Source organism: Pseudarthrobacter sp. PvP004, from assembly GCF_017876035.1.
In the GTDB taxonomy this organism is placed as follows: domain Bacteria; phylum Actinomycetota; class Actinomycetes; order Actinomycetales; family Micrococcaceae; genus Arthrobacter; species Arthrobacter aurescens_A.
Genome location: NZ_JAGINL010000001.1, coordinates 1,866,841 through 1,888,560 on the forward strand (window position 1 = coordinate 1,866,841; position 21,720 = coordinate 1,888,560).

19 protein-coding genes and 1 pseudogene are annotated in these 21,720 nt (G+C 61.7%); 4 read left to right on the top strand and 16 right to left on the bottom strand.

Translation table 11 applies throughout. The features are described from left to right. Nucleotides 1–62 precede the first annotated feature (62 nt). On the top strand, nt 63–1,076 hold the full coding sequence (locus tag J3A64_RS08475; RefSeq protein ID WP_210064063.1) for a restriction endonuclease subunit R: 1,014 nt from the start codon (nt 63–65) through the stop codon (nt 1,074–1,076). A 19-nt stretch (nt 1,077–1,095) separates the two neighbouring features. On the opposite strand, the gene J3A64_RS08480 is transcribed toward J3A64_RS08475, so the two are convergent. The 13 genes from J3A64_RS08480 to J3A64_RS08540 all read right to left on the bottom strand — a co-directional run bounded on the left by J3A64_RS08480 (nt 1,096) and on the right by J3A64_RS08540 (nt 13,435). Further along, nucleotides 1,096–1,884 carry an SDR family NAD(P)-dependent oxidoreductase gene (locus J3A64_RS08480; protein ID WP_210064064.1) on the bottom strand — a complete coding sequence of 263 codons (789 nt, stop codon included), beginning with the start codon at nt 1,882–1,884 and terminating at the stop codon, nt 1,096–1,098. A 3-nt stretch (nt 1,885–1,887) separates the two neighbouring features. Further along, nucleotides 1,888–2,892 (bottom strand): sugar phosphate isomerase/epimerase, encoded by a 1,005-nt coding sequence (locus J3A64_RS08485; protein ID WP_210064065.1) that lies wholly within the window; start codon nt 2,890–2,892, stop codon nt 1,888–1,890. A 13-nt stretch (nt 2,893–2,905) separates the two neighbouring features. Then, entirely contained in the window at nt 2,906–4,090 is a 1,185-nt protein-coding gene (locus J3A64_RS08490; RefSeq protein WP_210064066.1) for a Gfo/Idh/MocA family protein, read from the bottom strand. After that, a complete protein-coding gene (locus tag J3A64_RS08495) occupies nt 4,087–4,485 on the bottom strand; it encodes a DUF6379 domain-containing protein (RefSeq protein ID WP_014921469.1) in 399 nt (132 codons plus the stop codon). The genes J3A64_RS08490 and J3A64_RS08495 overlap by 4 nt, the downstream gene beginning before the upstream one ends. A gap of 8 nt (nt 4,486–4,493) precedes the next feature. Further along, complete coding sequence (locus tag J3A64_RS08500; RefSeq protein ID WP_014921468.1) at nt 4,494–5,264, bottom strand: nuclear transport factor 2 family protein; 771 nt, start codon at nt 5,262–5,264, stop codon at nt 4,494–4,496. A gap of 10 nt (nt 5,265–5,274) precedes the next feature. Then, nucleotides 5,275–6,300 carry a sugar phosphate isomerase/epimerase gene (locus J3A64_RS08505; RefSeq protein ID WP_014921467.1) on the bottom strand — a complete coding sequence of 342 codons (1,026 nt, stop codon included), beginning with the start codon at nt 6,298–6,300 and terminating at the stop codon, nt 5,275–5,277. A gap of 17 nt (nt 6,301–6,317) precedes the next feature. Then, nucleotides 6,318–7,421, bottom strand: a complete 1,104-nt coding sequence (locus J3A64_RS08510) for a sugar phosphate isomerase/epimerase (RefSeq protein ID WP_014921466.1) — start codon at nt 7,419–7,421, stop codon at nt 6,318–6,320. Next, nucleotides 7,418–7,813 carry a DUF6379 domain-containing protein gene (locus J3A64_RS08515; protein WP_014921465.1) on the bottom strand — a complete coding sequence of 132 codons (396 nt, stop codon included), beginning with the start codon at nt 7,811–7,813 and terminating at the stop codon, nt 7,418–7,420. Before J3A64_RS08515 ends, J3A64_RS08510 begins: the two co-directional genes overlap by 4 nt. A gap of 53 nt (nt 7,814–7,866) precedes the next feature. Next, entirely contained in the window at nt 7,867–9,429 is a 1,563-nt protein-coding gene (locus tag J3A64_RS08520; protein WP_210064067.1) for a GMC oxidoreductase, read from the bottom strand. Further along, on the bottom strand, nt 9,426–10,202 hold the full coding sequence (locus tag J3A64_RS08525; RefSeq protein WP_210064068.1) for a TIM barrel protein: 777 nt from the start codon (nt 10,200–10,202) through the stop codon (nt 9,426–9,428). Before J3A64_RS08525 ends, J3A64_RS08520 begins: the two co-directional genes overlap by 4 nt. A gap of 94 nt (nt 10,203–10,296) precedes the next feature. Next, nucleotides 10,297–11,133 carry a carbohydrate ABC transporter permease gene (locus tag J3A64_RS08530; RefSeq protein ID WP_014921462.1) on the bottom strand — a complete coding sequence of 279 codons (837 nt, stop codon included), beginning with the start codon at nt 11,131–11,133 and terminating at the stop codon, nt 10,297–10,299. 2 nt (nt 11,134–11,135) lie between these two features. Beyond that, the gene (locus J3A64_RS08535) at nt 11,136–12,095 is read right to left on the bottom strand and encodes a carbohydrate ABC transporter permease (RefSeq protein WP_043470050.1); all 960 of its coding nucleotides are present in this window, start codon (nt 12,093–12,095) and stop codon (nt 11,136–11,138) included. Nucleotides 12,096–12,151: 56 nt separating this feature from the next. Next, the gene (locus J3A64_RS08540; RefSeq protein WP_014921460.1) at nt 12,152–13,435 is read right to left on the bottom strand and encodes an ABC transporter substrate-binding protein; all 1,284 of its coding nucleotides are present in this window, start codon (nt 13,433–13,435) and stop codon (nt 12,152–12,154) included. Nucleotides 13,436–13,686: 251 nt separating this feature from the next. Between J3A64_RS08540 and J3A64_RS08545 the strand changes: the two genes are divergently transcribed. After that, the gene (locus J3A64_RS08545; protein ID WP_014921459.1) at nt 13,687–14,628 is read left to right on the top strand and encodes a LysR family transcriptional regulator; all 942 of its coding nucleotides are present in this window, start codon (nt 13,687–13,689) and stop codon (nt 14,626–14,628) included. A gap of 46 nt (nt 14,629–14,674) precedes the next feature. Here J3A64_RS08545 and J3A64_RS08550 read toward each other — a convergent pair whose 3' ends face one another. Then, a complete protein-coding gene (locus tag J3A64_RS08550; protein WP_210064069.1) occupies nt 14,675–16,153 on the bottom strand; it encodes a DUF6379 domain-containing protein in 1,479 nt (492 codons plus the stop codon). A 25-nt stretch (nt 16,154–16,178) separates the two neighbouring features. Beyond that, nucleotides 16,179–17,471 carry a DUF6379 domain-containing protein gene (locus tag J3A64_RS08555; RefSeq protein WP_014921457.1) on the bottom strand — a complete coding sequence of 431 codons (1,293 nt, stop codon included), beginning with the start codon at nt 17,469–17,471 and terminating at the stop codon, nt 16,179–16,181. A 1,381-nt stretch (nt 17,472–18,852) separates the two neighbouring features. Here J3A64_RS08555 and J3A64_RS08560 point away from each other — a divergent pair. Together J3A64_RS08560 and J3A64_RS08565 are read left to right on the top strand one after the other, a co-directional pair. Further along, nucleotides 18,853–19,404 (top strand): annotated as a pseudogene (locus J3A64_RS08560) (hypothetical protein); the annotation flags it as partial. Further along, entirely contained in the window at nt 19,401–19,973 is a 573-nt protein-coding gene (locus J3A64_RS08565; protein WP_210064070.1) for a hypothetical protein, read from the top strand. The pseudogene J3A64_RS08560 and the gene J3A64_RS08565, both read left to right, overlap by 4 nt. A gap of 461 nt (nt 19,974–20,434) precedes the next feature. On the opposite strand, the gene J3A64_RS08570 is transcribed toward J3A64_RS08565, so the two are convergent. After that, nucleotides 20,435–21,541 carry a hypothetical protein gene (locus tag J3A64_RS08570; protein ID WP_210064071.1) on the bottom strand — a complete coding sequence of 369 codons (1,107 nt, stop codon included), beginning with the start codon at nt 21,539–21,541 and terminating at the stop codon, nt 20,435–20,437. Nucleotides 21,542–21,720: the final 179 nt, after the last annotated feature.

The window sequence follows — 21,720 nt, forward strand, 5'->3', positions numbered from 1 at the left end:
TTCTCCTTTGTCTGAAAGTGACATAAGTTTGTCATTAAGATACTTATTTGGAAAGGCTCATCATGGAAGCCACTTTGCCTGCCAGGTGGACCACCGCGGCCAGTTCCTTCAATTGGGCTCCGGAGATCATCTCCGCCCAACGGAGCAGCCAGGACATTGTGACCGGCATCGCCGGGAACAAGGTGGCCAGCGTCATCGAACTGGAGCCCGGACTGTTGTGGCGGTCATTTCCCGCGCCACAACACCACGAGGTTGACGAATTCCGGACTGCGCTCCAGGCAGCGGGCGGTCAGGTCAGTATTGTTGGTTGCAGTCTGGACGATTTCACGACGACGTCGGACCGCCGCACCACTGGCCAGCGCCTTGAGTTCCTGGTTCCGCAGCTGGACGCCGCACGCCGTGTCGGGGCATCGGGCGTCCGGCTCCCGATTGGTCAGGCGGGACCGAAATTGCTTGGATTGCTTCAGCCGATTCTGCACGATCTTGATCTGGTGCTGTTTGAGGAAATCCAAGGGCAGCAGAGCCCCCTCAATCCTCAGGTAAGGCCAGCCCTCGATCACATTTCCGCATTGGATGATCGCCGAATCCGGGTATTGGTGGACATCAGCATGCTGATGCCCGCGCTGCCTGTCACCTACCTGGAAGAACTGTCCGAAGGGGGCCTATCCCCCGTCTTGTGCGGGCTGCTCGCGCGAGACTGGAAGGACCCTTCCATCAACGATGCGGTGATGTCAGCACTGCGCTCCGGGACAATACCGGCCAGAGTGCACACCTTGTTCATGAACCTGCTCATCCGGTTCGGACGAAGCGAGGCCTCTGATCTTACGGACATTCTCCCGCTGGTGGGTGGGTTTCACTTGAAGTTTTGGGACCTTGACGATGCCGACAACCGCGTGTCCCAGCCGTTGCTGGAACTGGGAAGGCTGTTGGACCAGCATGGATTCACCGGCACGCTGACCAGCGAATGGGGCGGTCACGAGTGGCTTCAGGACGATCCGAGCGACATGACCCGGCGACATCTGGCGATGGCGCGTAATGCGCTGGCTGCCGGCGCAGGTGACCGCCTCGGCCAGTAGTTACCCGCATGACGGGGCGTCAACCTGGCAGCACGGCGGACCAACCGCCGTCGACCATCAGGTTGGCCCCCGTCACGTAAGAGGCTTCGTCAGAGGCAAGGAAAAGGGCGCATCGGGCCACCTCTTCAGGTGCACCAATGCGCCCCAGCGGGATGTGCACGGCGATAGCGTTCATGGGATGTCCCGGGGCCAAGAGATCGCCCTCCGTAGCTGACGTGCGAATCATGCCAGGGCTCACTGCGTTGACGCGAATACCGACCGGCGCTCCTTCGGCGGCAAGCTGCTTGGTCATGGCCACCACGGCGCCCTTGGCGGCGGTATGTGCCAGGCGCCCATTGGTGACGGAGCCGGTGACTCCGGCGGTGGACCCCACCAGCACGACGGCGGCTCCTCCAGCCGCGGCCAACTGTCCCCAAAAGTGCCGTACGGGTAGAAAAACGACATCCATTTCGTGCGCCACGTTCCACCGCCAATCGGCAAAGGAGATCTGCTCCACGGGGGCGAAACGGGTGGCGGCCGCGTTCGCGTAGAGGATATGGACCCGTTCGTGGGCACCGGCCACATTGGCAGCCCAGCTGGCGACAGCTTCGTCGTCGGTAAGGTCTACGCTCGTACTTTCGGCCCTGCCACCGGCTTGCCGCACCATGTCAACGGTGGCGGCAGCGCCGTCGTCGTTCATGTCACACCCCACGACGACCGCCCCCTCCTCCGCAAACGCGAGAGCGGCCGCGCGGCCCTGGCCGCTGGCGATGCCGGTGATAACGGCAGTTTTACCTTCGAGCCTGAGTCTGCGCGACCGCATGGTCATCCCCTACTTTGTGCTGAAAGCGGCGTCGAACGCCGCAGCGGAGGGCTCGTACGAGGATAGCTTCCGCACGAAACCCAGCGCCTCCGGTGCGCCAACCAAGCGATTCATGCCCGCATCTTCCCATTCCACGGACAAAGGACCTGCGTAATCGATAGCGTTGAGCATACGGAAGGAGTCCTCCCACGGAACGTCTCCGTGGCCTGTGGAAATGAAGTCCCAGCCGCGGCGGGGATCAGCCCATGCAAGGTGGGAGGACAACCTGCCGTTGCGGCCGTTGCTGAGACGTTTTTTCGTGTCCTTGCAGTGCACGTGGTAGACGCGATCGCGGAAGTCCCACAGGAATCCGACGGGGTCGATGTCCTGCCAGACCATGTGGCTGGGGTCCCAGTTCAGTCCGAAGGTCTCACGGTGGCCGATCGCCTCCAGCGCGCGCTGCGTGGTCCAGTAGTCATAGGCAATTTCGGAGGGGTGGACTTCGTGGGCGAAGCGCACTCCAACCTCGTCGAAGACGTCCAGGATGGGGTTCCACCTGTCCGCGAAGTCCTGGTAACCGGCGTCGATCATCTTCTCGCTGGCAGGCGGGAACATCGCCACGTATTTCCAGATGGATGAGCCTGTGAAGCCGGTGACCGTCTTAACGCCAAGTTTCGCAGCCAATCGGGCGGTGTTCTTCATCTCCTCGGCGGCCCGGCGGCGCACCCCTTCGGGATCGCCGTCGCCCCACACGATGTCCGGAAGGATGTCCCGGTGCCGTTGGTCGATGGGATCGTCACAGACAGCCTGGCCCTTAAGGTGGTTGGAGATGGTCCAGACCTTGAGCCCGTTGCGCTCCAGGATGTTGAGCTTGTCCTGGATGTAGGCATCGTCATCCCAGCGCCACGGGTCGAGGTGGTCTCCCCAACAGGCAATTTCCAGCCCGTCGTAGCCCCACTCGCCGGCGAGCCTGGCCACCTCCTCGAACGGCAGATCGGCCCACTGCCCTGTGAAGAGGGTGATTGGTCGTGCCATGTCAGTGTCCTTCCTAGGCTTCCACCCGGACGTCCGCGGCCACGCGTGTCCAGGCAGAGTCGTTGTCTGAGCTGCGTTCCACGGCTTCCAGTACGCGCTGAACCCGCAGGCCATCGGCAAAGGTCGGGTGCGGATCCGTGTTCCTGTATATGCCTTCCACGAGATCCTTGACCTGGTGGGAGAAGCCGTGCTCGTAGCCCAGCATGTGTCCGGCCGGCCACCACGCAGCGACGTAGGGATGAACGGGTTCGGTGACCAGGATCTTGCGGAAACCCTGCTGATCGGCCGGGGCGGTCCGGTCGTAGAATTGGATGCTGTTCAGGTCTTCCAAATCGAAGGCCAAGGCACCCTTGTCGCCGGAAACTTCGATGGAGAGTGCGTTCTTCCGCCCGGTTGCGAAGCGCGTGGCTTCGAAGGTAGCCAGCGCCCCGGAGGCAAGTCGTCCTGTGAAGATGGCAATGTCATCCACAGTGACCTGCCCGTACCCGGCAGTCGCCTTCCCGGAAAGTCCCGATCCGCTACCAAGAAGCGGCCGTTGCTTGACGATGGTATCCAGCACGCCGGAGACCTGTTCGACGTCCATCCCGGTAACGAACTCCACCAGGTCGATGGCGTGGGCTCCGATGTCCCCCAACGCGCCGGAGCCTGCGTGTTCTTTCTGGAGCCGCCATGCCAAGGGCATGTCCGGATCCACCAGCCAATCCTGACGGTAGGAAGCGCGGACGTGGGCGATCCGACCCACCGCGCCTTCGGCGATGAGCTGGCGCAGGAACGTCACGGCCGGCACCCGACGGTAGGTGAAGCCCACCATCGCTTTCACTCCCTGCGCCGCGGCACGTTCAGCAGCGGCCGCCATGGCTTCTGCTTCCGCCACGGTGTTGGCCAATGGCTTCTCGCACAGGACGTGCTTGCCTGCCTCCAAGGCGGCGAAGGCGATCTCCGCATGGGAATCGCCGGGAGTCACAATGTCCACGATGTCGATGTCATCGCGGGCGATGACATCCCGCCAGTCAGTGGCCGATTCGGCCCAGCCCCATTTACTGGCCGCGGCGGCCACCGCCGTTGCGTCCCTGCCAACGATGACAGCCATCTGGGCATCAAGCGGAAGATCGAAAACACGCGGTGCCGTCCGCCAGCCCTGGGAGTGGGCAGCGCCCATGAACCCATAGCCGATCATGGCCACCCGGAGGCTTGTCATGCGAGCACAACTTTGCGCTCAACCGCCACCCGGTTGCCCACGTAGCGCATGGGTGCGATCTGCATGTACAGCAGGCGGAGGGTCAGGATGACTTCGACGTCGATTTCCTCACCGGAGTCGGGGACCCGGTCCAGCGGGATGATAATGTCCGGCTTGTCGGCCACGAACCACAAGGTTTCCCATTGTTCCGGGAGTTCCTCAATGGAGTAGCTTCTTCCCTGCAGTTCGAACCGCAGGGCGGACTTGGGAATTTCAACACCATTGACGGTGGCGGCGACATCATCCACGGCGGAGAGCCACAAGCTGCGGTACCAGGGCAGCTGCACGGAGACAGAGATGCCCTCGGGGTGCCGGCGGACGTCAGCGTCCTGGAAAAGGGAGTTATGGGTTGCCATGATGATCCTTACTCAAAGGTCTCGACGAAGGTTTGATGCGGTACCGGCGGCTGCGGCTCCAGTGTCTGCCGGGCCGTCGGGTTGTACGGGTGGTATTCGCTGGGCACGGGTTCGTCCGCGGGCGGCATGAAGACGGGCTTGCCATCGTCCCCGAAGTACATGAGGTCCAGCGCGAAAGCGTGCTGATTCTTTTCGGCGAAGCTGATCCAGTTCTCTTCGAATGGTGCCCGCAGGAGCTCGTAGCAGCGGAACTTCCAGATCTTCCACTCACCGTCTTGGCGGAGGAAGTCCACGGCGTATTTGCACCACACCCAGTGTGCCCAGACTTTCTTTCCCAGGACTTCGCCCGGAGAGTACATATAGTCCGGGCTTTCCTTAGCAACGTCCGGGTCCGTCAGGCCCGATTCATTGCCGGTCATGATCCAAACGCCCTTGGCGGTTTCGCCGTCGGCCGCAACTTCGATGACCGGGGTTGTGGTGTAGTGCAGGATCAGCTTGCCCTCCGGGTTCGGACGGCCCTGGTGGTAACGGATAACGCTGTCGTAGTCCGTGTACTGCCCCGCGTTCGTGTAACGGGCCCGGACGCCGGGAGTTCCCGGCTTCACCCACAGAGGGATGATCTGCTCGTCCTGGAAAGCGTTGTGCAGGTACATGTAGCGGTTGAACAGGTTCTCTATGTCGCCGCGGTCGTTCGCGCGGCGAGCCAAACGTTGGGCTTCCTTCAGTTCGGTTTGGAGCTGCTGGATCACCGCGCTGAGGTCCGTATCGGTTGCTGGCATGGATATCTCCCTAGGCCGGCACTACGGCGTCTTCGATGGCGCGGCGCATGAGTGCATGCTGCTTCTTGACGAGGTCGATCGGGTCCGATTCGCCGAGGTCGGCAAAGGCGTGGCCTTCCCACTCGCTCGAAAGGAAGCCTGTGTAGCCGCCCTTGACGAACTGGCGGACAATGCGCGGGATGTCCATGGCGGGCTCGTTGCCGTGCTCGTCGATGTCGTAGAACTTGGCGTGAACATGGAACATCTGCGGCATGATGTCCAGCCACTCCTCGGGTGCCACCAGCCCGTGCATGTTGAACGCCAGGCGGGTGAAGGGCCCCAGGTTCGCCGGATCGAAATTTTTGGAACGCAGGTAGTCCTCGAACTCCTGGTTGCGTTCCTGCATGGGAAGGGGCTTCTTCCAGATCTCCTGCATCACCGCGAAGTGTTCCTGCGGCAGCCCCATCTCGGTCAGGGTCCTGTACAGGGTAGGCGAAAGGCTGTGCATCGTGGAGCTGAAGTCTGCCGTGAAGCCCAGCCGCTCGCTTCCCAGCTCTTCATACATTTCCCGTATCTGGAGGATCTTGGGGTCGTTCGGTCCCTGCGGGGCGTGGATTTCGTAGCCGAGCTTCTGGTCGTACTTCTCCGCGAGCGGCAGGAGGCGGCGCAGCAGCTCCTTGCCAGCGGATCGAATGACGATCTTGTTGAAGCCCAAGGTGTTTGCCGTCTTCAGCTGGCGCGCAAAGAAGTCGAACTCTTCGTCCGGGGTCATGTCCCGATCCTTGCGGCGGCCCATGTCCAGATTGGTGCCCACCGCGCTGGGGGTCAGCCCGTATCGGTCCATGCTGTCGCGCCACAGCTTGACGAACTCAGCGTCGACGTCCGGGTAGGTGCGCAACATCTGTGCGATGTTGAATTCGACGCCGGGGCCCAGGCCTTCATCAGCGACGGCCTTGATGAGTGTCTCGGGCGTGTAGTGGCCCGCGGCGAATTCGGAGGTCAGGGAGTAAAGGGTGATTCCAAGCTCGATACCCGAGCCTGCGATGCCTGTAGACATGTTCTTATCCGTTCGTATCAGCCGAGGACCGGCTGGGTGAGGTGGCTGTTGAGGATGCTGCGGGCTTCAGCGGGATCGGTGATCATCCTGGAGCCGGCGTTGGTCGCAGCTGAGCGCTGGACGGCCTGTTCGCCCCGGATGATGTCGAAGGGATCCTCCCAGTTGTTCCAGTGCCAGCCCTCGTACTCGCTGGAGATCGCACCGGAGTAGCCGTTCTCCACGAGTTGGCGGACCAGGTCACGCACCGGAACGGATGGTTCCTCACCGTTCTCGTCGATACCGAAGAACTTGCCGTGGACATGGCGGACGTGGGGCATGATCTCCAGCCAGGTATCAATCGGCGCAGGGCCAAAGAGCCCGGTTCCGTTGATGGCGAAGTCGATTCCGAGGTCCGGACGTCCATTGCGGGCGGCCAATCCGATGAAGGCGCCGAAGCGCTCGCCGTGGACTTTCTGCGTGATGGGCGGGCCCTCAGCGTAGAAGCCGTTCCACAGTTCCACGACGTCATGGAGGAGCTCTTCCGAGGCGCCGCGGCGGCGGTACGCCTCGAGCAGCGATGGAGCGAAACCGCTGACTGTGGCTCCCCAGTCTGCGGTGAAACCGAGCAGCGGCGAGTTGAGCTTTTCGTACCGGTCGCGCAGGGCGAGGATGCGCTCGTGGGCACCGTGCTGGTCCGCGTGGACCTCCAGCGCGAGGGTTACGCCGTACTGTTCCGCCACGGGGAGCAAACTTTCCATGGCATCGGGCGTCAGGGAGATCTGTACTCGCGCGATCGGGAAACCGAGCCTGGATGCGACCTCGATCTGCTTGCGCATGTATTCCACGAGTTCGTCGTGGTTCATCAGGCGGTCCCTGCGGATGCCGGTGTCAACGTTGATGGCAAGCGAGGTGGGAACCAGGTCGACTTCGGCTACGAGGTCGCGGAAGTGACCCACGAAAGAGTCCTCCACCCGGTCCGGAAAGCCTCGCAGGCTGGAGAAGCCGATGATCTCGAGCCCGGGTCCGTAGCCTTCGGAGGCAACCTTGCGGATCAGGCTGTCCAGGTCGTATTGGCGGCTATGGAAAGCCCTTGTGAAGCTGTAGAGGGTAACGCCCTGGATGGGCGTGCCGAGGCCGGTCATCGCTGTCCTACCTTCATGGTCTTGGTGTTGTTCTCTTCGATGTGCAACACGCCGTGGTCGGTGATGATGTAGGGGATGTAGAGCTTGAGATCCACGCGGACTTCATGCTCGGCGTCCGTGTCGGTGATCGGCAGCTCGCCGGACAGGACGGCTGAATCCAGAGGGAACCACCATTCGTTCGTTTCTTCGACGAGTTCAGCGAAGCTGAACGTGCGGTTGTTCATGGTCCAGCGAAGTGATTCCTCAGGAGCAGCAACACCATCGATGGTGAGCGCGGCCCCGGCAATGCACGAACCCGGAAGGGCCCGATACCACGGGATACGGACTTCGACGGCGGTTCGGCCCGCCTCGGTTGTGAGCGTTCCCTGCTCGATCATGCGGTCGGCAATCATCGGAAATCTCCTTGTCTCACTGGGAGCAGCAGTGCCCCTCAGCGACTTTTTCCTTATTTAGTCATTCTATTGTCTGATTCTGACATAAGTAAAGTGGCAGCTAAATTCCGGGCGATTCTGCGTGCTCCACGAACAGCCAAAGCGACCGCCGTCAGGGTTGGATTACACGCCGTCGCCGTGGGGATGACCCCATTGCCGGCCACAAAGAGGCCCTCGACTCCCCAGATTTCGCTGTCCGGCGAGCACACACTCTCGCCATCGTCGGATGCACCCATTCGGGTAGAGCCCTGGTAGTGCAGGGACGAACCCGGCGGCAGGACAAACGGCCGGTCGTCCAGGGGAAGGCCTACGGCATTGCCGAGCCGGACGATCTCGCTCTTTGCCTGTTCAATGACCTCATGATCGCGGTCCGTCAGGCGGTAGTGGATGCGTATGGCCGGCATTCCGTACGCGTCGCGCTCGTCGTCGTCGAATACCACACGGTCATCGCGCTGGAGGTCCTTGGCACAAAACAGGCCCAGTCCCACGATGGAGCCGGGAACCACTGGATCGTCGTCTGCCAGGGGAACCGGTGAGGCGTCCAGCTGCATGATCTGGCCATGGAACGGAACGTCGTCGGAATACGGAACCCAGGCAACACCACTTTGCCGGGTCAGCCCGCCGTGACCGTTCGACTCAGCCGTCTCGGCAACAGTGACGCCTTCCAGCCGGCTGGCAAAGACTATCTGCGGTTGGTCATTGAGGTAGCGGCCAAGGGCGTCCGGTTGAACGCCGGAAGCCCACAGCAGTTGCGGGGTCCGCAGTGCGTCGGCCGCCACGACGACAAAGCGGGCGGCAACGTGATGGCTGCTGCCAGTCCGGCGGTCCTGTACCTGCACACCCACTGCCCTGCCGCCGTCGAGCATCACCTTGGTGACCAGCGATTCGTCGAACAAGTCAAAGCGTGGGTTGTTTCGGGTAGCTTCGCCCATGACGACGTCTGCTCCGGACCACATGAGACGGCCGTCCGGCTCGCGGTGGACAGCCAGAGGCATGGGTTGGACACGGCGGGCGGACTCGCGCCCATCGTCCACTGCCGCGGCTAACTTGCTGAGGACAATGTCCGAGAAGGGCGCATCATCAAAAGCGTGCGTCGTGACGCCCAAGAGGCGTTCGGCATCGTCCAGCAAAGCGTCGAGGTCCGGCAGGAATCCAATAAGTTCCTTGCCGGCGGGGCGGGGGCACGCAGCCGTCCAGTGGGCACCCATTCCTCCCACGTTGCTGGACATGGCTGCTACCGGCAGGCCGTCCTCCCCCGCAAACGCATAGCCTTCGGTGAGCAGGTAGGTTCCGGGACGTGCCCTGCGTTTGCCGCTTTTGACGGCGCCCGGCGAGTTGACCGTTGCAGCACCCGCCCCCGGACCCTCAGAGGCACGCTGCGCCAACGTTCGCCGCTGCTCATCTGCAATGTTCTTGACGTGGGCACCCGGCGGGTTGCTGACCGTGGGCCCCACTTCGAACATGGCGATGGTTGCACCGGGGGCCTCTTCGCTGAGGATCCGCGCGTAGGCCGAGGCTGTGGGGCCACTGCCCACGATGGCGACGTCCACCGCCGCGGGGTAAGAGCGCTGAGTCACCGTGAAGCCACCAGTTCCTGGATGCGCCGCACCGACTTGGCAGAGTCAATGGTTGGGTAGTACTCAAGGCCGATCGGACCCGTGTAGCCGCTGGACTGAAGGTCGTTGAGACGGGCAGCCCAGTCAATGGAACCGGAGCCCGGCTCACCGCGGCCCGGCGCATCGGCGATCTGAACGTACTTGATGAGGTCGCCGGCATTGGCGAGTTCCTTGGCGATATCTTCGCCCTCGACCGTGGAGTGGTAAAGGTCGTAGAGGACGCCGAAGGACGGTGAGTTGACGCCGCGGGCGATGTAGACGGCCTCGGACGTCCGATCCAGCAGGGCGCCCGGGTGGTCCACGCGAACGTTGACCGGTTCCAGAACCAGCGTGATGCCTGACCCCTGGATGTGACTGACACCCTTGGTGAAGATTTCGATGAGTTCGTCCAGCTGGTCCTGGCGTTTGCGTCCGCCGAACCCGGTCCCGCTTCCCACCACGATGCGCGGGCATCCGAGTTGCTGGGCTACTGCGACACCGGCATCCAGACCTTCGTAGAAAGGTGCATGGTTCTTCGGCGGAATCATGAACTGCATCCGCGGCTCCGCGAGTTGGGCAGTGAGTTGCACGCCCGTTTCATCCAGGGCTGCCTTCAAGGCGAGGATGTCTTTACCCGTGGGTCCCCACATTTCGACGGCGTCAAAGCCGGCAGCTGCTGCTGCCCGCACCCGGTCGGCGGCACTTTCGCCAGCTTCGGAGAATAGAAGGTCGATATTCGGCGCAAGTTGGAACATGGCTGTCTCCTGAAATTTAGGGGGTTGCTCTAAAACATGGGGTGGTCGTGGGCTGCATCTGCCGGGACGGCCTGAAGCCGGCTTTCGGTCTCGCTCAGCCTTTCAGGCCGCCGGAGAAGCCTTGGATGAAGCGCTTCTGTGCGAAGAGGAACAGGGCCAGGATCGGGATCATGGACACGATCACGATCGCAAAGATGGAGTTCCACTGGGAAACAAGGGAGCCGATGAAGTAGTACATGGCCACCGGCAGGGTCTGGTTGCTGGATCCGCCCAGGAAGATCAGCGAGGTAAAGAAGTCGTTCCACACGATCAGGCCCGCAAAGATCGTCACAGTTCCGGTGGCGGGCGCCATCATGGGGAAGACCACCTTGGAGAAAACCTGCGTCTTGCTGGCACCGTCGATGGTTGCCGCTTCCTCGTAGTCGGTACCGAGACCGCGGAAGAAGTTGGCGTAAAGGAAGATCGAAAGCGGCAGCAACATGCCTGTGTATAGAACGATCAGACCCCAGGCTGAACCCGTGAGGCCCAAGGAGCGGGCGCCCATGTACAGCGGAACCGCCCCGAGCTGCCCCGGCAGAATGATCGCTATCAGGAACAGGTAGTAAACGCCCTTGCTCCAGCGCTTAGTTGAACGGGAGATCACGTAGCCGGTGATGGAGCCAAGGGCGATCAGGCCCAGGATGCTGCCCGCCGTGATGATCAGGCTGTTCATCAGCCCCAGCATCACGTTGGAGTTGCCTGTAGCAGTCAGTACGGCCGTGAAGTTGCTGAAATCCGGGCTTGACGGCGGCGCGAGAGGCGAGGTGGTGTAGATCTCACTGTCTGACTTCAGGGCGGTGGTCACCAGGAAGTAGAAGGGTGCCAGGAAAAGGAGGGCCAACACCCACAGCCCGATTTCGCGGAGAAGAGTCAGTTTCGTGTAACGGAACATTGTTAGTCCTCCGGGTTCGATCGCGTCAGCCGCTGCTGGATTACGGCGAAGAACAAGATGATGAGTGCAAGCACCAGGGCCAGGGCGGCACCGCCACCGAAGTTACCCAGGGCAAAAGCCTGCTTGTAGACCTGCGTGGCCAGGGTTTCGGTGGCGCCCGCTGGACCGCCGCCGGTGAGTGCCATAATGGGGTCGAAGACCCTGAGTCCTTGGACGATGCCGAGTGTTGTTGCGATTGCTACCGCGGGGCGGATCGCCGGGAGCGTGACGTTCCAGAACCGTTGCCACAGGTTGGCGCCGTCGATGGCGGCGGCTTCTTCGATTTCCACGGGGACGCTGGCCAGACCGGCCATGAATATGACCATCGCGAAGCCGGTGCTGCCCCATACCAGGACTACCAATACTGTCCAGATGGCCCACTGTGGATCGGCGAGCCACGGTTTGGCGAGATCTTCCAGGCCGACGGACTTGAGGAAGACGTTGATGGGACCGTCGAAGTCGAAGATGTACTTCCAGATGTAGGCCGTCGCCAGAGGGCTGAGGACTACGGGCATGAAGAACAGGGTGCGGAGGAGGTACCGGGTCTTCACCACTCGGTTCAATCCCAGGGCGATGACCAAGCCGGCTACATTGCCAAGGAACACTGAGGAGAAGGCCAGGAACAGGGTATTCATCAAGGCCCCAAGCTTGGTGGGGTCTTTAAAGATGGCCTCAAAGTTGGCCAGGCCCACTACCTTGAAGGACCCGATTCCGGTCCAGTTGGTGAAGGCGAAGTAGCCGCCGATGCCAGTGGCCACGTAGTGGATGGCGATGACGAGGGCTATGCCGGGAAGGGCCCACCACCAGTGTCCGAACTGCAGGGAGCCACCCCGGGAGCGGACCTTGCGGGCCGCCCCCGGGTTCCGCCTGCCTCGCCGGGGCGCATTTGCTGCTTCGGTTTTCGATTGCATCGTCGCAGTCATGGTAATCCTTGCTTGTCCCTTTGAGTCGTCGGAACGTCGTTGGTCTGAATCTGCTCTTAGCCCCAGGCCGAATCCATGGCCTGCAGGACCTGGTCAACGGACTTCTGTCCGGTCAGGAGTCCTTGGACACCAGTGGCAAGTGCGTCGTAGACAGCGGAGTTTGGCCATTGGCTGTTGGGCAGCGGACCGTACTTTCCATCCTTGATGAGGTCCCCGACGTTCTTGTAGGCGCCCGAACCGTAGTCATAGCTCTCGAGGCCGCTCACAGGGAGGGCGCCGTCGGCCTCAGCAAAGGTCTTGGTCTGCTCAGGTTCGGCTGCCCAATCCAGGAATGCCTTGGCAGCTTCCTTGTTTTTGGACGCGGCATTGATGGAGAAGGAGTAGTTGGCGCTGGCGTAGACGTAGCTCTTGCCCGAACCTTCAGCAGGCAGGGCGCGGACTGCGAAATCTGCATCCGCGGCCGCCGTCTTAATTTGCTTCCAGGTGGGACCCGGGACGAAGCCGGCAATGGAAGACCCGCTGGCAAGCCCCTTGGTGATGGCATCGAAGCCGGCGCCCGCAGCTCCCTTTTGGAAGCATCCTGCATCGTTGAGCGTCTTGACGGCCTCAAGGGAGTCCTTCCAGCCCTGGGTATCAGCGAAGGTCGTTTCCTTGTTGACGCGCTTTTCGTTCCATTTCGGGTCCTCGGCGTAGACGCGGGACGCCGCCAAGGACATGGCCATGAGGCCAGTATTCGGGGCGGCCGAGCCGGCAAGGGCAAAGAACGACTTACCGGATGAGCTCAAGGTGGAGCACTGCTTCTCCAAAGCTGCGAAGTCGGTAGGAAAATCGGAGAGACCGGCCGCCTTGGCGGCAGTTTCGTTGGCCACGATGCCCACAACGGTGATCTCCGGCGCCTGTCCGTAGACTTTCCCATCCTTGCCGAACAGTGCCTCGCTCCCTACGGGAACCAGTTTCTTCGCGGACTCGTCCAGCGGCTCGAGGAAGTTCGCCTCGACCAGCGGAAGGATACTCCGGCCGGTGCCCGAGCCTGGCGAGGTCACGATCACATCTGAGGCATTGCCAGCCTGCAGCTGGGTGCGAACAGTCTGGTCGTATGAGTCGTTGGGCTGCGCGTTGAACGTGATCTTCACGTCCGGGTGAGCGGCCATGTACTGCTCGCCTAGCTTTTGGAAGGGGCTCTCGATGGTGTTGGACGTGGAGAACGTCAGCGAGAATTCCTTGGAGCCGCCGTTGCTGGCCGCGGGAGTGGAGCTCGAGCAGCCTGTTAGTGCCAGTGCAGCAGCGGTTGGGACAACGAGGACGCCGAGCTTAAGTCCCCGGAAGCGGTGCTGTGTCATTTTCAGCCTTTCTGACTTCTTTGTCTGTCGGAGTACCGTGACCCCGGTCACTCATCAGTATGCATGGCATTTGCCAGAAAGACACATAAGTATTTTGAATGCCGCACATAAGTCCCACTGTTCTGCCTCGCGGCCGGTCGCGGACCCCGTATTTGCCCCTCCGATGAGCTACCGGAGAGTCATCAAGGGCATGGATACACTGGTCCTGCTACGCCTTCTTTCCCATAAGGCCCAGACTCAAAGGATCCCGGGTGACGGACCACGCACTGCTTTCCAGGCTCGACCTCAACCTGCTGACGTCCTTGGACGCCCTTATCACCGAACGCAGCGTAACGCGGGCCGCCGAACGCCTTCATTTGAGTCAACCGGCACTGAGCGCGTCCTTGGCCCGACTCAGGAGCCACTTCGGCGATCCAATTCTGGCCCGGCGCGGGAACACGTATGAGCTCACGCCATTTGCCCTCAGGCTCGCCGAGCACACCACGCTTGCCCTGGACGCCGCGCGCCGGGTATTCGAGAGCCAGGCCAGCTGGGAGCCCAACGAATCGGCGCGCGAATTTTCCATCTACGGATCCGACTACGGCTTCACCACTGTTGGCCGCATCGTCTCAGAGCTCGCAGCCGAGCGGGCCCCCGGAGTCCGATTCCGTTTTATGCTGCACAACCCTGTGGTGGTCGAAGACGCGGCCAATCGGCTACGGGCTGCAGATGGCATGGTGATTCCGCACGGGATCCTGACCGGCCTTCCCTTTGTCGACCTGTGGCGCGATGACTGGCTGGCGGTGGTTTCGGAAACCAATGAGTCCGTCGGGGACGAGGTCTCGATGGACAACATCGCCGCCCTGCCATGGGTCATGACCTACCAATCCCGGTCAGCATTCACCTCCGCCGAACGCCAGATCCAGCAACTGGGCATTGAACCGCGGGTGGAAGTAGTTGTGGAAAGCTTCCAGGCACTCCCCCACTTCATCGCCGGCACCAACAGGATTGGGCTCATTCAGGCAGCCCTGGCTCCCATTGCCCGGCGCCTGGGTGGCGTCCGTATCCTTCCGTTGCCTTTCCCGGCTACTCCGCTGGTCAACGCCTTGTGGTGGCACCCTGTTCACAACGCAGACTCCGAGCACATCTGGATGCGCGGACTCTTCGAAGAGGCCGCTGCCATTGTGGCCGCCGGAACTGCCGCCAACACGTAAGGCCCAGCCGGAGAATCCGGCCGGGCATTACGTGATGCGGTATATATCAGACTGGTGCCACGGCAGCACGCATGCTGCGACGGATCAGGTCGTGCTGCTTGCGGACCAGCAGGAGCGGGTCGACTTCGCCCAATTCAGCGAAGGCGTGCCCCTCCCATTCACTGGACCAGTAGCCCCGGTATCCACCTTTCACGAAGACCCTGACGAGCTCCGGGTAGTCGATGGCGGGCTCGTTGCCTTGCTCATCGATGTCATAGAACTTGGCGTGGACGTGCATGATCTGCGGCATGATGTCCGCCCACTCGGTCGGCTTGACGTGGCCGTGCATGTTGAATGCCAAGTGGGCGAAAGAGCCCAGCCGGGCAGGGTCAAAGTCCCGCCCCCGCAGGTAACCGATAAACTCTTGCTGGCGTTCCCGCATGGTGGCGTCGGTGGCCCAAATAGCCTGCAGGCGTTCCAGCGCTTCCCCGTCCAAGCCAGCCCGGGAAACGGCCCGCAGCAGCGTCGGAGACATGCTGTGCATGGTGGACGAGAAATCGGCAACGAACCCCAGCAGCGGCGAGTCCAGCTCGGCATAGACATCCCGGACCTTCATGATCTCCGGGGAGTTGGGCCCGAGCGGAGCATGGATCTCGTACGCGAGTTTGAGCTCAAGCTTCTCAGCGAGAGGCAGCAACCGGCGTAGCAGCTCCGGCTTGGCACTCTGGATCCGCACCAAGGGGAAGCCCAGTTTACTGGCGCCTTGAAAGAGCCTCTCGGTGAATTCGTACTCTTCGTCCGGAGTCATGTCGCGGTCCCGGCGCCGCCCCATGTCCAGGTTTGCTCCGAAGGAACTCGCGTCGAAGCCATGTTTGTCGAACGCTTGCTGCCAGGACGCAGCGAAATCAGCAGTAACTTCCGGATATGTCGGCAGTACCTGGGAAGCGACAATCTCGATGCCCGGACCGATGCCAAGCTCAGCCACCCTGTTCAGCAAGCCATCGAAGTCGTACCACCCGGCCCGGAATTCTGCACTGGCTGAGTAAAGAGTCAGCCCCAGTGAGAACGGGTCTTCGTCCGCTTTCGGCGGTGGGGGCGTGTCCGCCGTCGTGGTTTTCGGTGCCGGTGCGTCCGCGTCCACGACCGTCAGTTCGAGGTTTTGGTTGACGAAGTTCGGTACGTACATGCCGGGGCCGCCATCCTGACCTGGCGCTATCTGCATGTAGGGAAGTCGAAGCTCACCGAAGACCTGGATGGTGTGCCGCTCCCCTACTTGAACGGGCTCCGGTCGCTTGGCGATCAGCAGCGGGTGCTCCTGCAGGAACCACAATGTTTCGAATTGTTGGGGAAGGTCGGCCAGGGCATAGCTCGCACCGCCGAGGCTGAGGGACAGTTCTTCGCTCGGAACCTCCTCTCCATCGACTGTGAGTTTCAGCGTGGATAAGGATGAGAGCCAGAGGCTCCTGTACCAGGGAAGCGTGAGCGACACGGCGAGGCCCTCAGGGTGAGCGCGCAGGCTGTCTTCGTGAATTAGTCCATTGGGCATTGTTCTTCTCTAACTGTGAGGATACTCAGGCGAGCTCGGAGGCGATGGTGCGGATGAGCGAGTGCTGACGGCGAACTTGTTCGATGGAACGCCATGGCGTCCGTTCGCCTTCGTACTCGCTGGACAGGTAGCCGTTGTAGCCGGCGTCTTTCAGCGCCTGAAGCACAGGACGCCAAGGAATCTGCTGGTCTTCGAGATTTTCGTTGATGTCGTGGAACTTGGCCTGAACGAAGACCACGTACTGAGCCACATCTACGAAGTCAGCCGGGTCAACGCCAATGCCATCGAGGAAAGCTGGCCTTGTTTCCCGCGTTTCGCCTTCGCGCAAAGGGATGGGCCGGTCCTGGAAAATTCCCGTGTCTATCAGCAAGCCAAAGTTCTTCGTTCCGGTGCGTTCGATCAAGCCGATGTAGTCGTCCACTACCGGATGCTTGATGGGAGTCGGCGAGTGGATCTCCGGACAGATGACCACTCCGAGTTCGTGGGCGAGGTCCAAAGAACGTTCCACGGATTCGGTCCAGATGGGATCCGGAATCAGGTCACTGGACACCACTCCGATCTTTGGCCGCACAAACCCAAAACCCAGCCGATTGGCCAGCGTGAGGTCCCGCTGCAGTGCAACCGCTCCCTCTTGAGCCGTCATCGCCTGGCCAGGTCGGAGCCGGGTATCAATCCATGAGCCGTAGTTGGTCGGCTCCAGCGAATACTTTTCCAGCAGGCTGAACCACTGATCGATCCATACGGTGGTTGGTTCCGGATAGTTTGGCACGTGGCCTTCACCCAGGATTTCGACCCCGGTGGCTCCGGTATCTGCCACGGCTGCCAAGGCCGTCTCCAAATCCAGGACTGTTCCGTAGTCGTGCATGAAACTGTAGAGGGAGACGCCGTAGCGGAACACGCCGTCGCCACCCTCCGGGGCAAGAGTGATTCTTCGCGATGCCCGGTGCACAGTGGGCTGATGCTCGATCGGTATATAGGACATACGCAGCTTCAGTTCCACGTGGACATCATGCACTCCCTGGGGGAGCCCACCTTCAAACGGCACTGTGACGGTTGCAGCCTCTTCGAGTTGCCAACGAGCACCATCGCTCGCCCAGAGTTCCCGAAGTGTGTACGTGTTTCCACTGAGCGTCCAGAGAGGAATCTCAGCCGGGACGTCCACTACATCGCCGACACGTACTGCGATGCCGTCGATGAGCGACGCAGCCATACCGCGGTACGACGGCATGCGCACCCTGAATTGGAAGCCGGTCACGCGATCACCGTCGCGGACATTGCGGAAGCCGGTGGCTTGAATGAGGTCTCGCTCGAGAAGCATCTTTGCTCTTTCCTTGAGGGGGATGCTACGAGCATAGACCACTTAAGCATAATTTGAACATAAGTAGGTGGCTAACTGGCCAAACTTCTTTGCGGCGCCGGAGGGAGCTCGACGGGTTCGCGCAGCTGGGCCGAATCCCTCGAAGGCTGATCGGTCATGTAATCCCGCGGCGCGGTACGTCACACGGTGCAGCGCTAGCGGCCTAATAGGAGCTTTGGGGACGGAGTAACTGACGCTTGCGGCCTTCGCGGGAGTCCGTAAAGAGTTCCATAAACGCGAACTCCAAAAGCTCGGCGACTTTGAAAGGGACCGCGATCCGCGCCGGACACTCCCCACTTAGTCATAGTTACGCGTCGACGACATGGAAGAGACCTCCCCTGAGTACCCGGGCGCCCGTCGCGGCTGGACTCTCACGTTGCCGCGGTGCTACAGATGGTGCGCTTGCAAACGGGCGTCTCGGCTCGGACCCTTACACGCGTTAAGTAGATGAAGGTCGAACAAAGGGCAGGCAATGGCCGTGAACAGACTCAATTGAGAAGACGTAAGTGTGGACAATGTTCACCCCCTCTTTGGACTGGCAGAGCTGCCACCAACCTCGTCTCCATCCCCCAGGAGCCACCCGAAACCAAGCCGGTCTCGGCGTGGGTTCTCTAAGTCATGTTGCGCTCACCGCCATTACCTATGAACAGGTGTAGGGCAACCACGACCTACCGGACGAAAGACAGGAACCCATAACCCAGCTCAGAGCAAGCGGAGGGCCGGTCAGCCACGACCCTGAGCCCGCTCCCCCACAACCAAACAGGCGACCCGCGGCGCCAGGCACACCCCGCGGCCAGTGTCAGAGGGACTTGACCACCCAGAATGTACACACGTTAAAGCAAAAACCCCCTCTGACGAGGGGGTATGCCGTGCCCGAGGTGGGACTCGAACGGGATTCCGAACCTTGGGAACACTGGGAAGTGGCGGAAACATGCGGAATACGGGGTAGTCCGACAGCTGTATGAGGCAGTCCGAGGCGGAAAGTGTGGACATTGTCCACACTTCCTTTTTGCCCCTGTCGGTGGTTGCCGGGTTGCCGCCCATGGCCTCGAAAACGCGACGTACGACGATCAGGACGCCAAGTACACCGCGGCTACCGCAACTACTGATAAGAGCTGACCAGGAAGGTTTCATCAGGTTTCCTCCTTTCACACATTCATGGCGCTTCGACCTCGCGGCAGCATTACCCGCCTGCCCGGGCACGGCCCGCCGGCCACCAACAAAGCAATTGTCACCATTCGGTGACATAACACTCAGGAAGGGAGAACGATAATGACGTACAGAACCAGCATCAACTCACCGACCGCGGCCGCAGCGATCCTCCGCGCCCCGGCGCCAGGCAAACGGGCTCTCCCAACAGGCTCTTGCCGACAAGGCAGGGGTGTCACGAAAGTTCCTCATAGATCTCGAAGCCAGCCACGAACGTGCTGAACTCGGCAAGACCCTCGCCGTCATGGCAGCCCTCGGCCTATCATTGGAAGCCATCGACCCCATTCTCCGCGGCAGCGACCACGACCCGGCCCGCCGTGACTATGCCCGAATGTTCACCGAGTTGCTCGCCAACCGGGACTTCGAGTTCGCGATCAAAATGCTCGCCGACTACGCCACTGCCTCCCTCAATGCCTGTCATCCGCTGCTCCAGCGCAGCCCCCGGCTGAAGGACCCACACTGGGCCGCCGCCCTCGCCGGCATTACCAACTACACGGCACACCGACTCGGCCAACCAGCACCGTCCTGGACCCAACGCATAAAACCACTCACCGAAGCGTGGATGCCTGCCGAGTCCTACCGGTACATCCGCGAACCCATGAAGCAACTCACCATGCCCGAAACACCCGAAGAACTCGCCGCCATGAACGTCTTCATCCGCGAACGCACCCTGGCCACCGCATGAGCTCTGGAGAACTCACCTCCACCAAAGGAAATCCACTCCCTCCTCGAGGAGCTCGGCCGCCGCCTGCAGGCCCGCGGCATCCACGGGGAAATGAACTCGTTGGCGGTGCGGCACTGATCCTGCAGGGAATCGGCAACCGACCCACCGCCGACATCGTTGCCAGCTACGCCGACAAAACCGCCGTCGACGCCGTCGTCGCTGACATGGCCGATGACTACAATCTCGCACTCGACTGGCTCAACTCCAACGCCGCAGCCTTCCTCCCGGACAACGCCACCTGGGTCGAACTCGAACGCCTCGACGGGATCACCATCCAGGCGGCGGATACCGAAATACTCCTCGCCATGAAAATCTCCGCGGAAGGGCATGAGGACACCCTCGACATCGCCCGACTCCTACGGCGGCTCAACATCACCAACGCCAACGACGCCGTCGACCTCGCCTACAACAAAAACGGCGAGCACTCCATCCTTCTGGCAACAGGACGCAACAATTACCTCATCGTCGTCGATGACGCCCTCGACGCAGCCACCACCCTTGAACCGGGTTCCAGGGAGAAACCTGAGTAAAGGCGAACAGTCACCTCCCGCTCGAGCTGTGGCCCATACGCAGGCTGGACCTTATTCGGGCCGCCCTCGGAGCGGGGTGTGGCCCGTTGTATAGCCACTCGCTGCTGACCTCCGTGGCCTTCGCTGTGCGCGGGCGTCGAAGGAGAAGAACCTCGAATTCCTATCCGAGCAGCAGCGCCGCTCGCCCCGTGATCGACGCGGCGTAGCGCCGGCTCGAGTCACTGATGGCCAGCAGCCCGTAGATGCGTTGACAGGTGCCGACGACGTGGAAGCGCGCTGGCAGGAGCTTGACCTGGCCATGCAGCAACGAGTCATAAATCTGATCGTCGAGCCGCAGACCACCCCGTCGGCAAGTGCTGCGCGGGACACAAAGGCGTCCAGAGGGACCGCGTCGAATGGATGTCGTTGTAGAGCAGCCCGTCGCCAGCGTACAGCCGCTTGGCCACCCATCGGCCGCTACTCTACTGGTTGCCGCGCCTTTCGCTCTGCTCTGGGAACCTCATCGCCTTCGCTTGGAACTCCGGGGCCTCGAGCTCATAGGCGTCCTCGTCGTCGAGCGCGTCGTCGTCCGCGGCCACTACAACCGCGACACCCGTCGGTTCGATCCCTTCGAGCTGCCAGTTGTGGTTCCACCTGATCGCAACCGTGACGTCGATGTACGCCATCGAAATGGGTACGACCTCTGGCACCGGAGCGTACTGAACCGGCGCGATCTCGAGCTGCTCGACGACCACGATCGAGATATCCCCGAAGATCCGCAGGTCCGCGAGCCCGTAGCGGTTCCCATCGTCGCGGGCAATCCTGAAGTCGTGGATCTCGGCAATTTCGACCTTCGAGAGCAGGACCGCCGACAAGCGCGGAGACGTGTCGATCGCGAGCCGCATGGTGCCCGACTGGAACTCGACGCCCAGGTCGTCGAACGCCATGGCCTGGCCTTGGTCGGCGATCTCTTCGTTCAAGAAGACTGGCAACTGCTCCTCAGCGCGCAGAGCGAGGTCCTCTTCGGCAGGCTCGAACTTGTTCAGCTGGGGCAGAAGCTGGCCCACGCCGTTCGCGACCAGGGCGTCTCCGCACTGCTCCTTGCACGTAGCGCGTAGGCCGCCGTCGCTCGTCACCAGCACGACTGCGCCCCCGGCGTTGTCGAGATGGTGCTGGACGCACGCGAGCACCACCGCGTCGGCGGCCCCGGTCTTGGTGCCCGCCTTGCGCTCACCGGTGCCGATCTGGAGCACTTGCTGCCTGAGGGCATCGCGCCAGGTCTCTGCTGGAGGCGACCAGACAATAGCCCGGCCAATTAGCAGAGCCTCAATCCTGGCGATCAGCGCGTCAATCGCGGGAATCTCAGGCTTCTGGAGAGGAGTGACGACCGCGGCGTCCACGCGATGGCTCGTCAACATCTCCGCGAGCGACTCCTGAGCCAGGAGCGCGTGCTCTGCCCACTCCCACACAACCACTTCGGGGACAACGATCGACGCCCCGTGGCTCGCGACCTTGATCAGGTTGTTCAGAACGCGTTCGTTGAAGTGCCCGTGCGGTAGAGCATTCGTATCGAGGATCACAATTGTCATCGGGACCGATCATAACTTTCACCACAGCCGCAAACCACTTCTCGACGGAGCAGACTCGCCCTCGACATCGCTACTTTCTCTGCGACGAGACTGCACAGTCGGCATTCCGGAAGAGTTCAGGGTCGCGTACCTCGGCGAGGAGAGGCACGCGAGGCGCGCAAGGAGCAGCGGGCAGGCGC

What these genes read in the sequence shown, in the direction of transcription:
- J3A64_RS08570 (WP_210064071.1), bottom strand. Translation starts at nt 21,541, where the DNA reads ATGACAATTGTGATCCTCGATACGAATGCTCTACCGCACGGGCACTTC.
- J3A64_RS08475 (WP_210064063.1), top strand. Translation starts at nt 63, where the DNA reads ATGGAAGCCACTTTGCCTGCCAGGTGGACCACCGCGGCCAGTTCCTTC.
- J3A64_RS08490 (WP_210064066.1), bottom strand. Translation starts at nt 4,090, where the DNA reads ATGACAAGCCTCCGGGTGGCCATGATCGGCTATGGGTTCATGGGCGCT.
- J3A64_RS08515 (WP_014921465.1), bottom strand. Translation starts at nt 7,813, where the DNA reads ATGATTGCCGACCGCATGATCGAGCAGGGAACGCTCACAACCGAGGCG.
- J3A64_RS08510 (WP_014921466.1), bottom strand. Translation starts at nt 7,421, where the DNA reads ATGACCGGCCTCGGCACGCCCATCCAGGGCGTTACCCTCTACAGCTTC.
- J3A64_RS08485 (WP_210064065.1), bottom strand. Translation starts at nt 2,892, where the DNA reads ATGGCACGACCAATCACCCTCTTCACAGGGCAGTGGGCCGATCTGCCG.
- J3A64_RS08550 (WP_210064069.1), bottom strand. Translation starts at nt 16,153, where the DNA reads ATGCCCAATGGACTAATTCACGAAGACAGCCTGCGCGCTCACCCTGAG.
- J3A64_RS08555 (WP_014921457.1), bottom strand. Translation starts at nt 17,471, where the DNA reads ATGCTTCTCGAGCGAGACCTCATTCAAGCCACCGGCTTCCGCAATGTC.
- J3A64_RS08535 (WP_043470050.1), bottom strand. Translation starts at nt 12,095, where the DNA reads ATGACTGCGACGATGCAATCGAAAACCGAAGCAGCAAATGCGCCCCGG.
- J3A64_RS08525 (WP_210064068.1), bottom strand. Translation starts at nt 10,202, where the DNA reads ATGTTCCAACTTGCGCCGAATATCGACCTTCTATTCTCCGAAGCTGGC.
- J3A64_RS08505 (WP_014921467.1), bottom strand. Translation starts at nt 6,300, where the DNA reads ATGTCTACAGGCATCGCAGGCTCGGGTATCGAGCTTGGAATCACCCTT.
- J3A64_RS08480 (WP_210064064.1), bottom strand. Translation starts at nt 1,884, where the DNA reads ATGACCATGCGGTCGCGCAGACTCAGGCTCGAAGGTAAAACTGCCGTT.
- J3A64_RS08565 (WP_210064070.1), top strand. Translation starts at nt 19,401, where the DNA reads ATGAGCTCTGGAGAACTCACCTCCACCAAAGGAAATCCACTCCCTCCT.
- J3A64_RS08495 (WP_014921469.1), bottom strand. Translation starts at nt 4,485, where the DNA reads ATGGCAACCCATAACTCCCTTTTCCAGGACGCTGACGTCCGCCGGCAC.
- J3A64_RS08500 (WP_014921468.1), bottom strand. Translation starts at nt 5,264, where the DNA reads ATGCCAGCAACCGATACGGACCTCAGCGCGGTGATCCAGCAGCTCCAA.
- J3A64_RS08530 (WP_014921462.1), bottom strand. Translation starts at nt 11,133, where the DNA reads ATGTTCCGTTACACGAAACTGACTCTTCTCCGCGAAATCGGGCTGTGG.
- J3A64_RS08540 (WP_014921460.1), bottom strand. Translation starts at nt 13,435, where the DNA reads ATGACACAGCACCGCTTCCGGGGACTTAAGCTCGGCGTCCTCGTTGTC.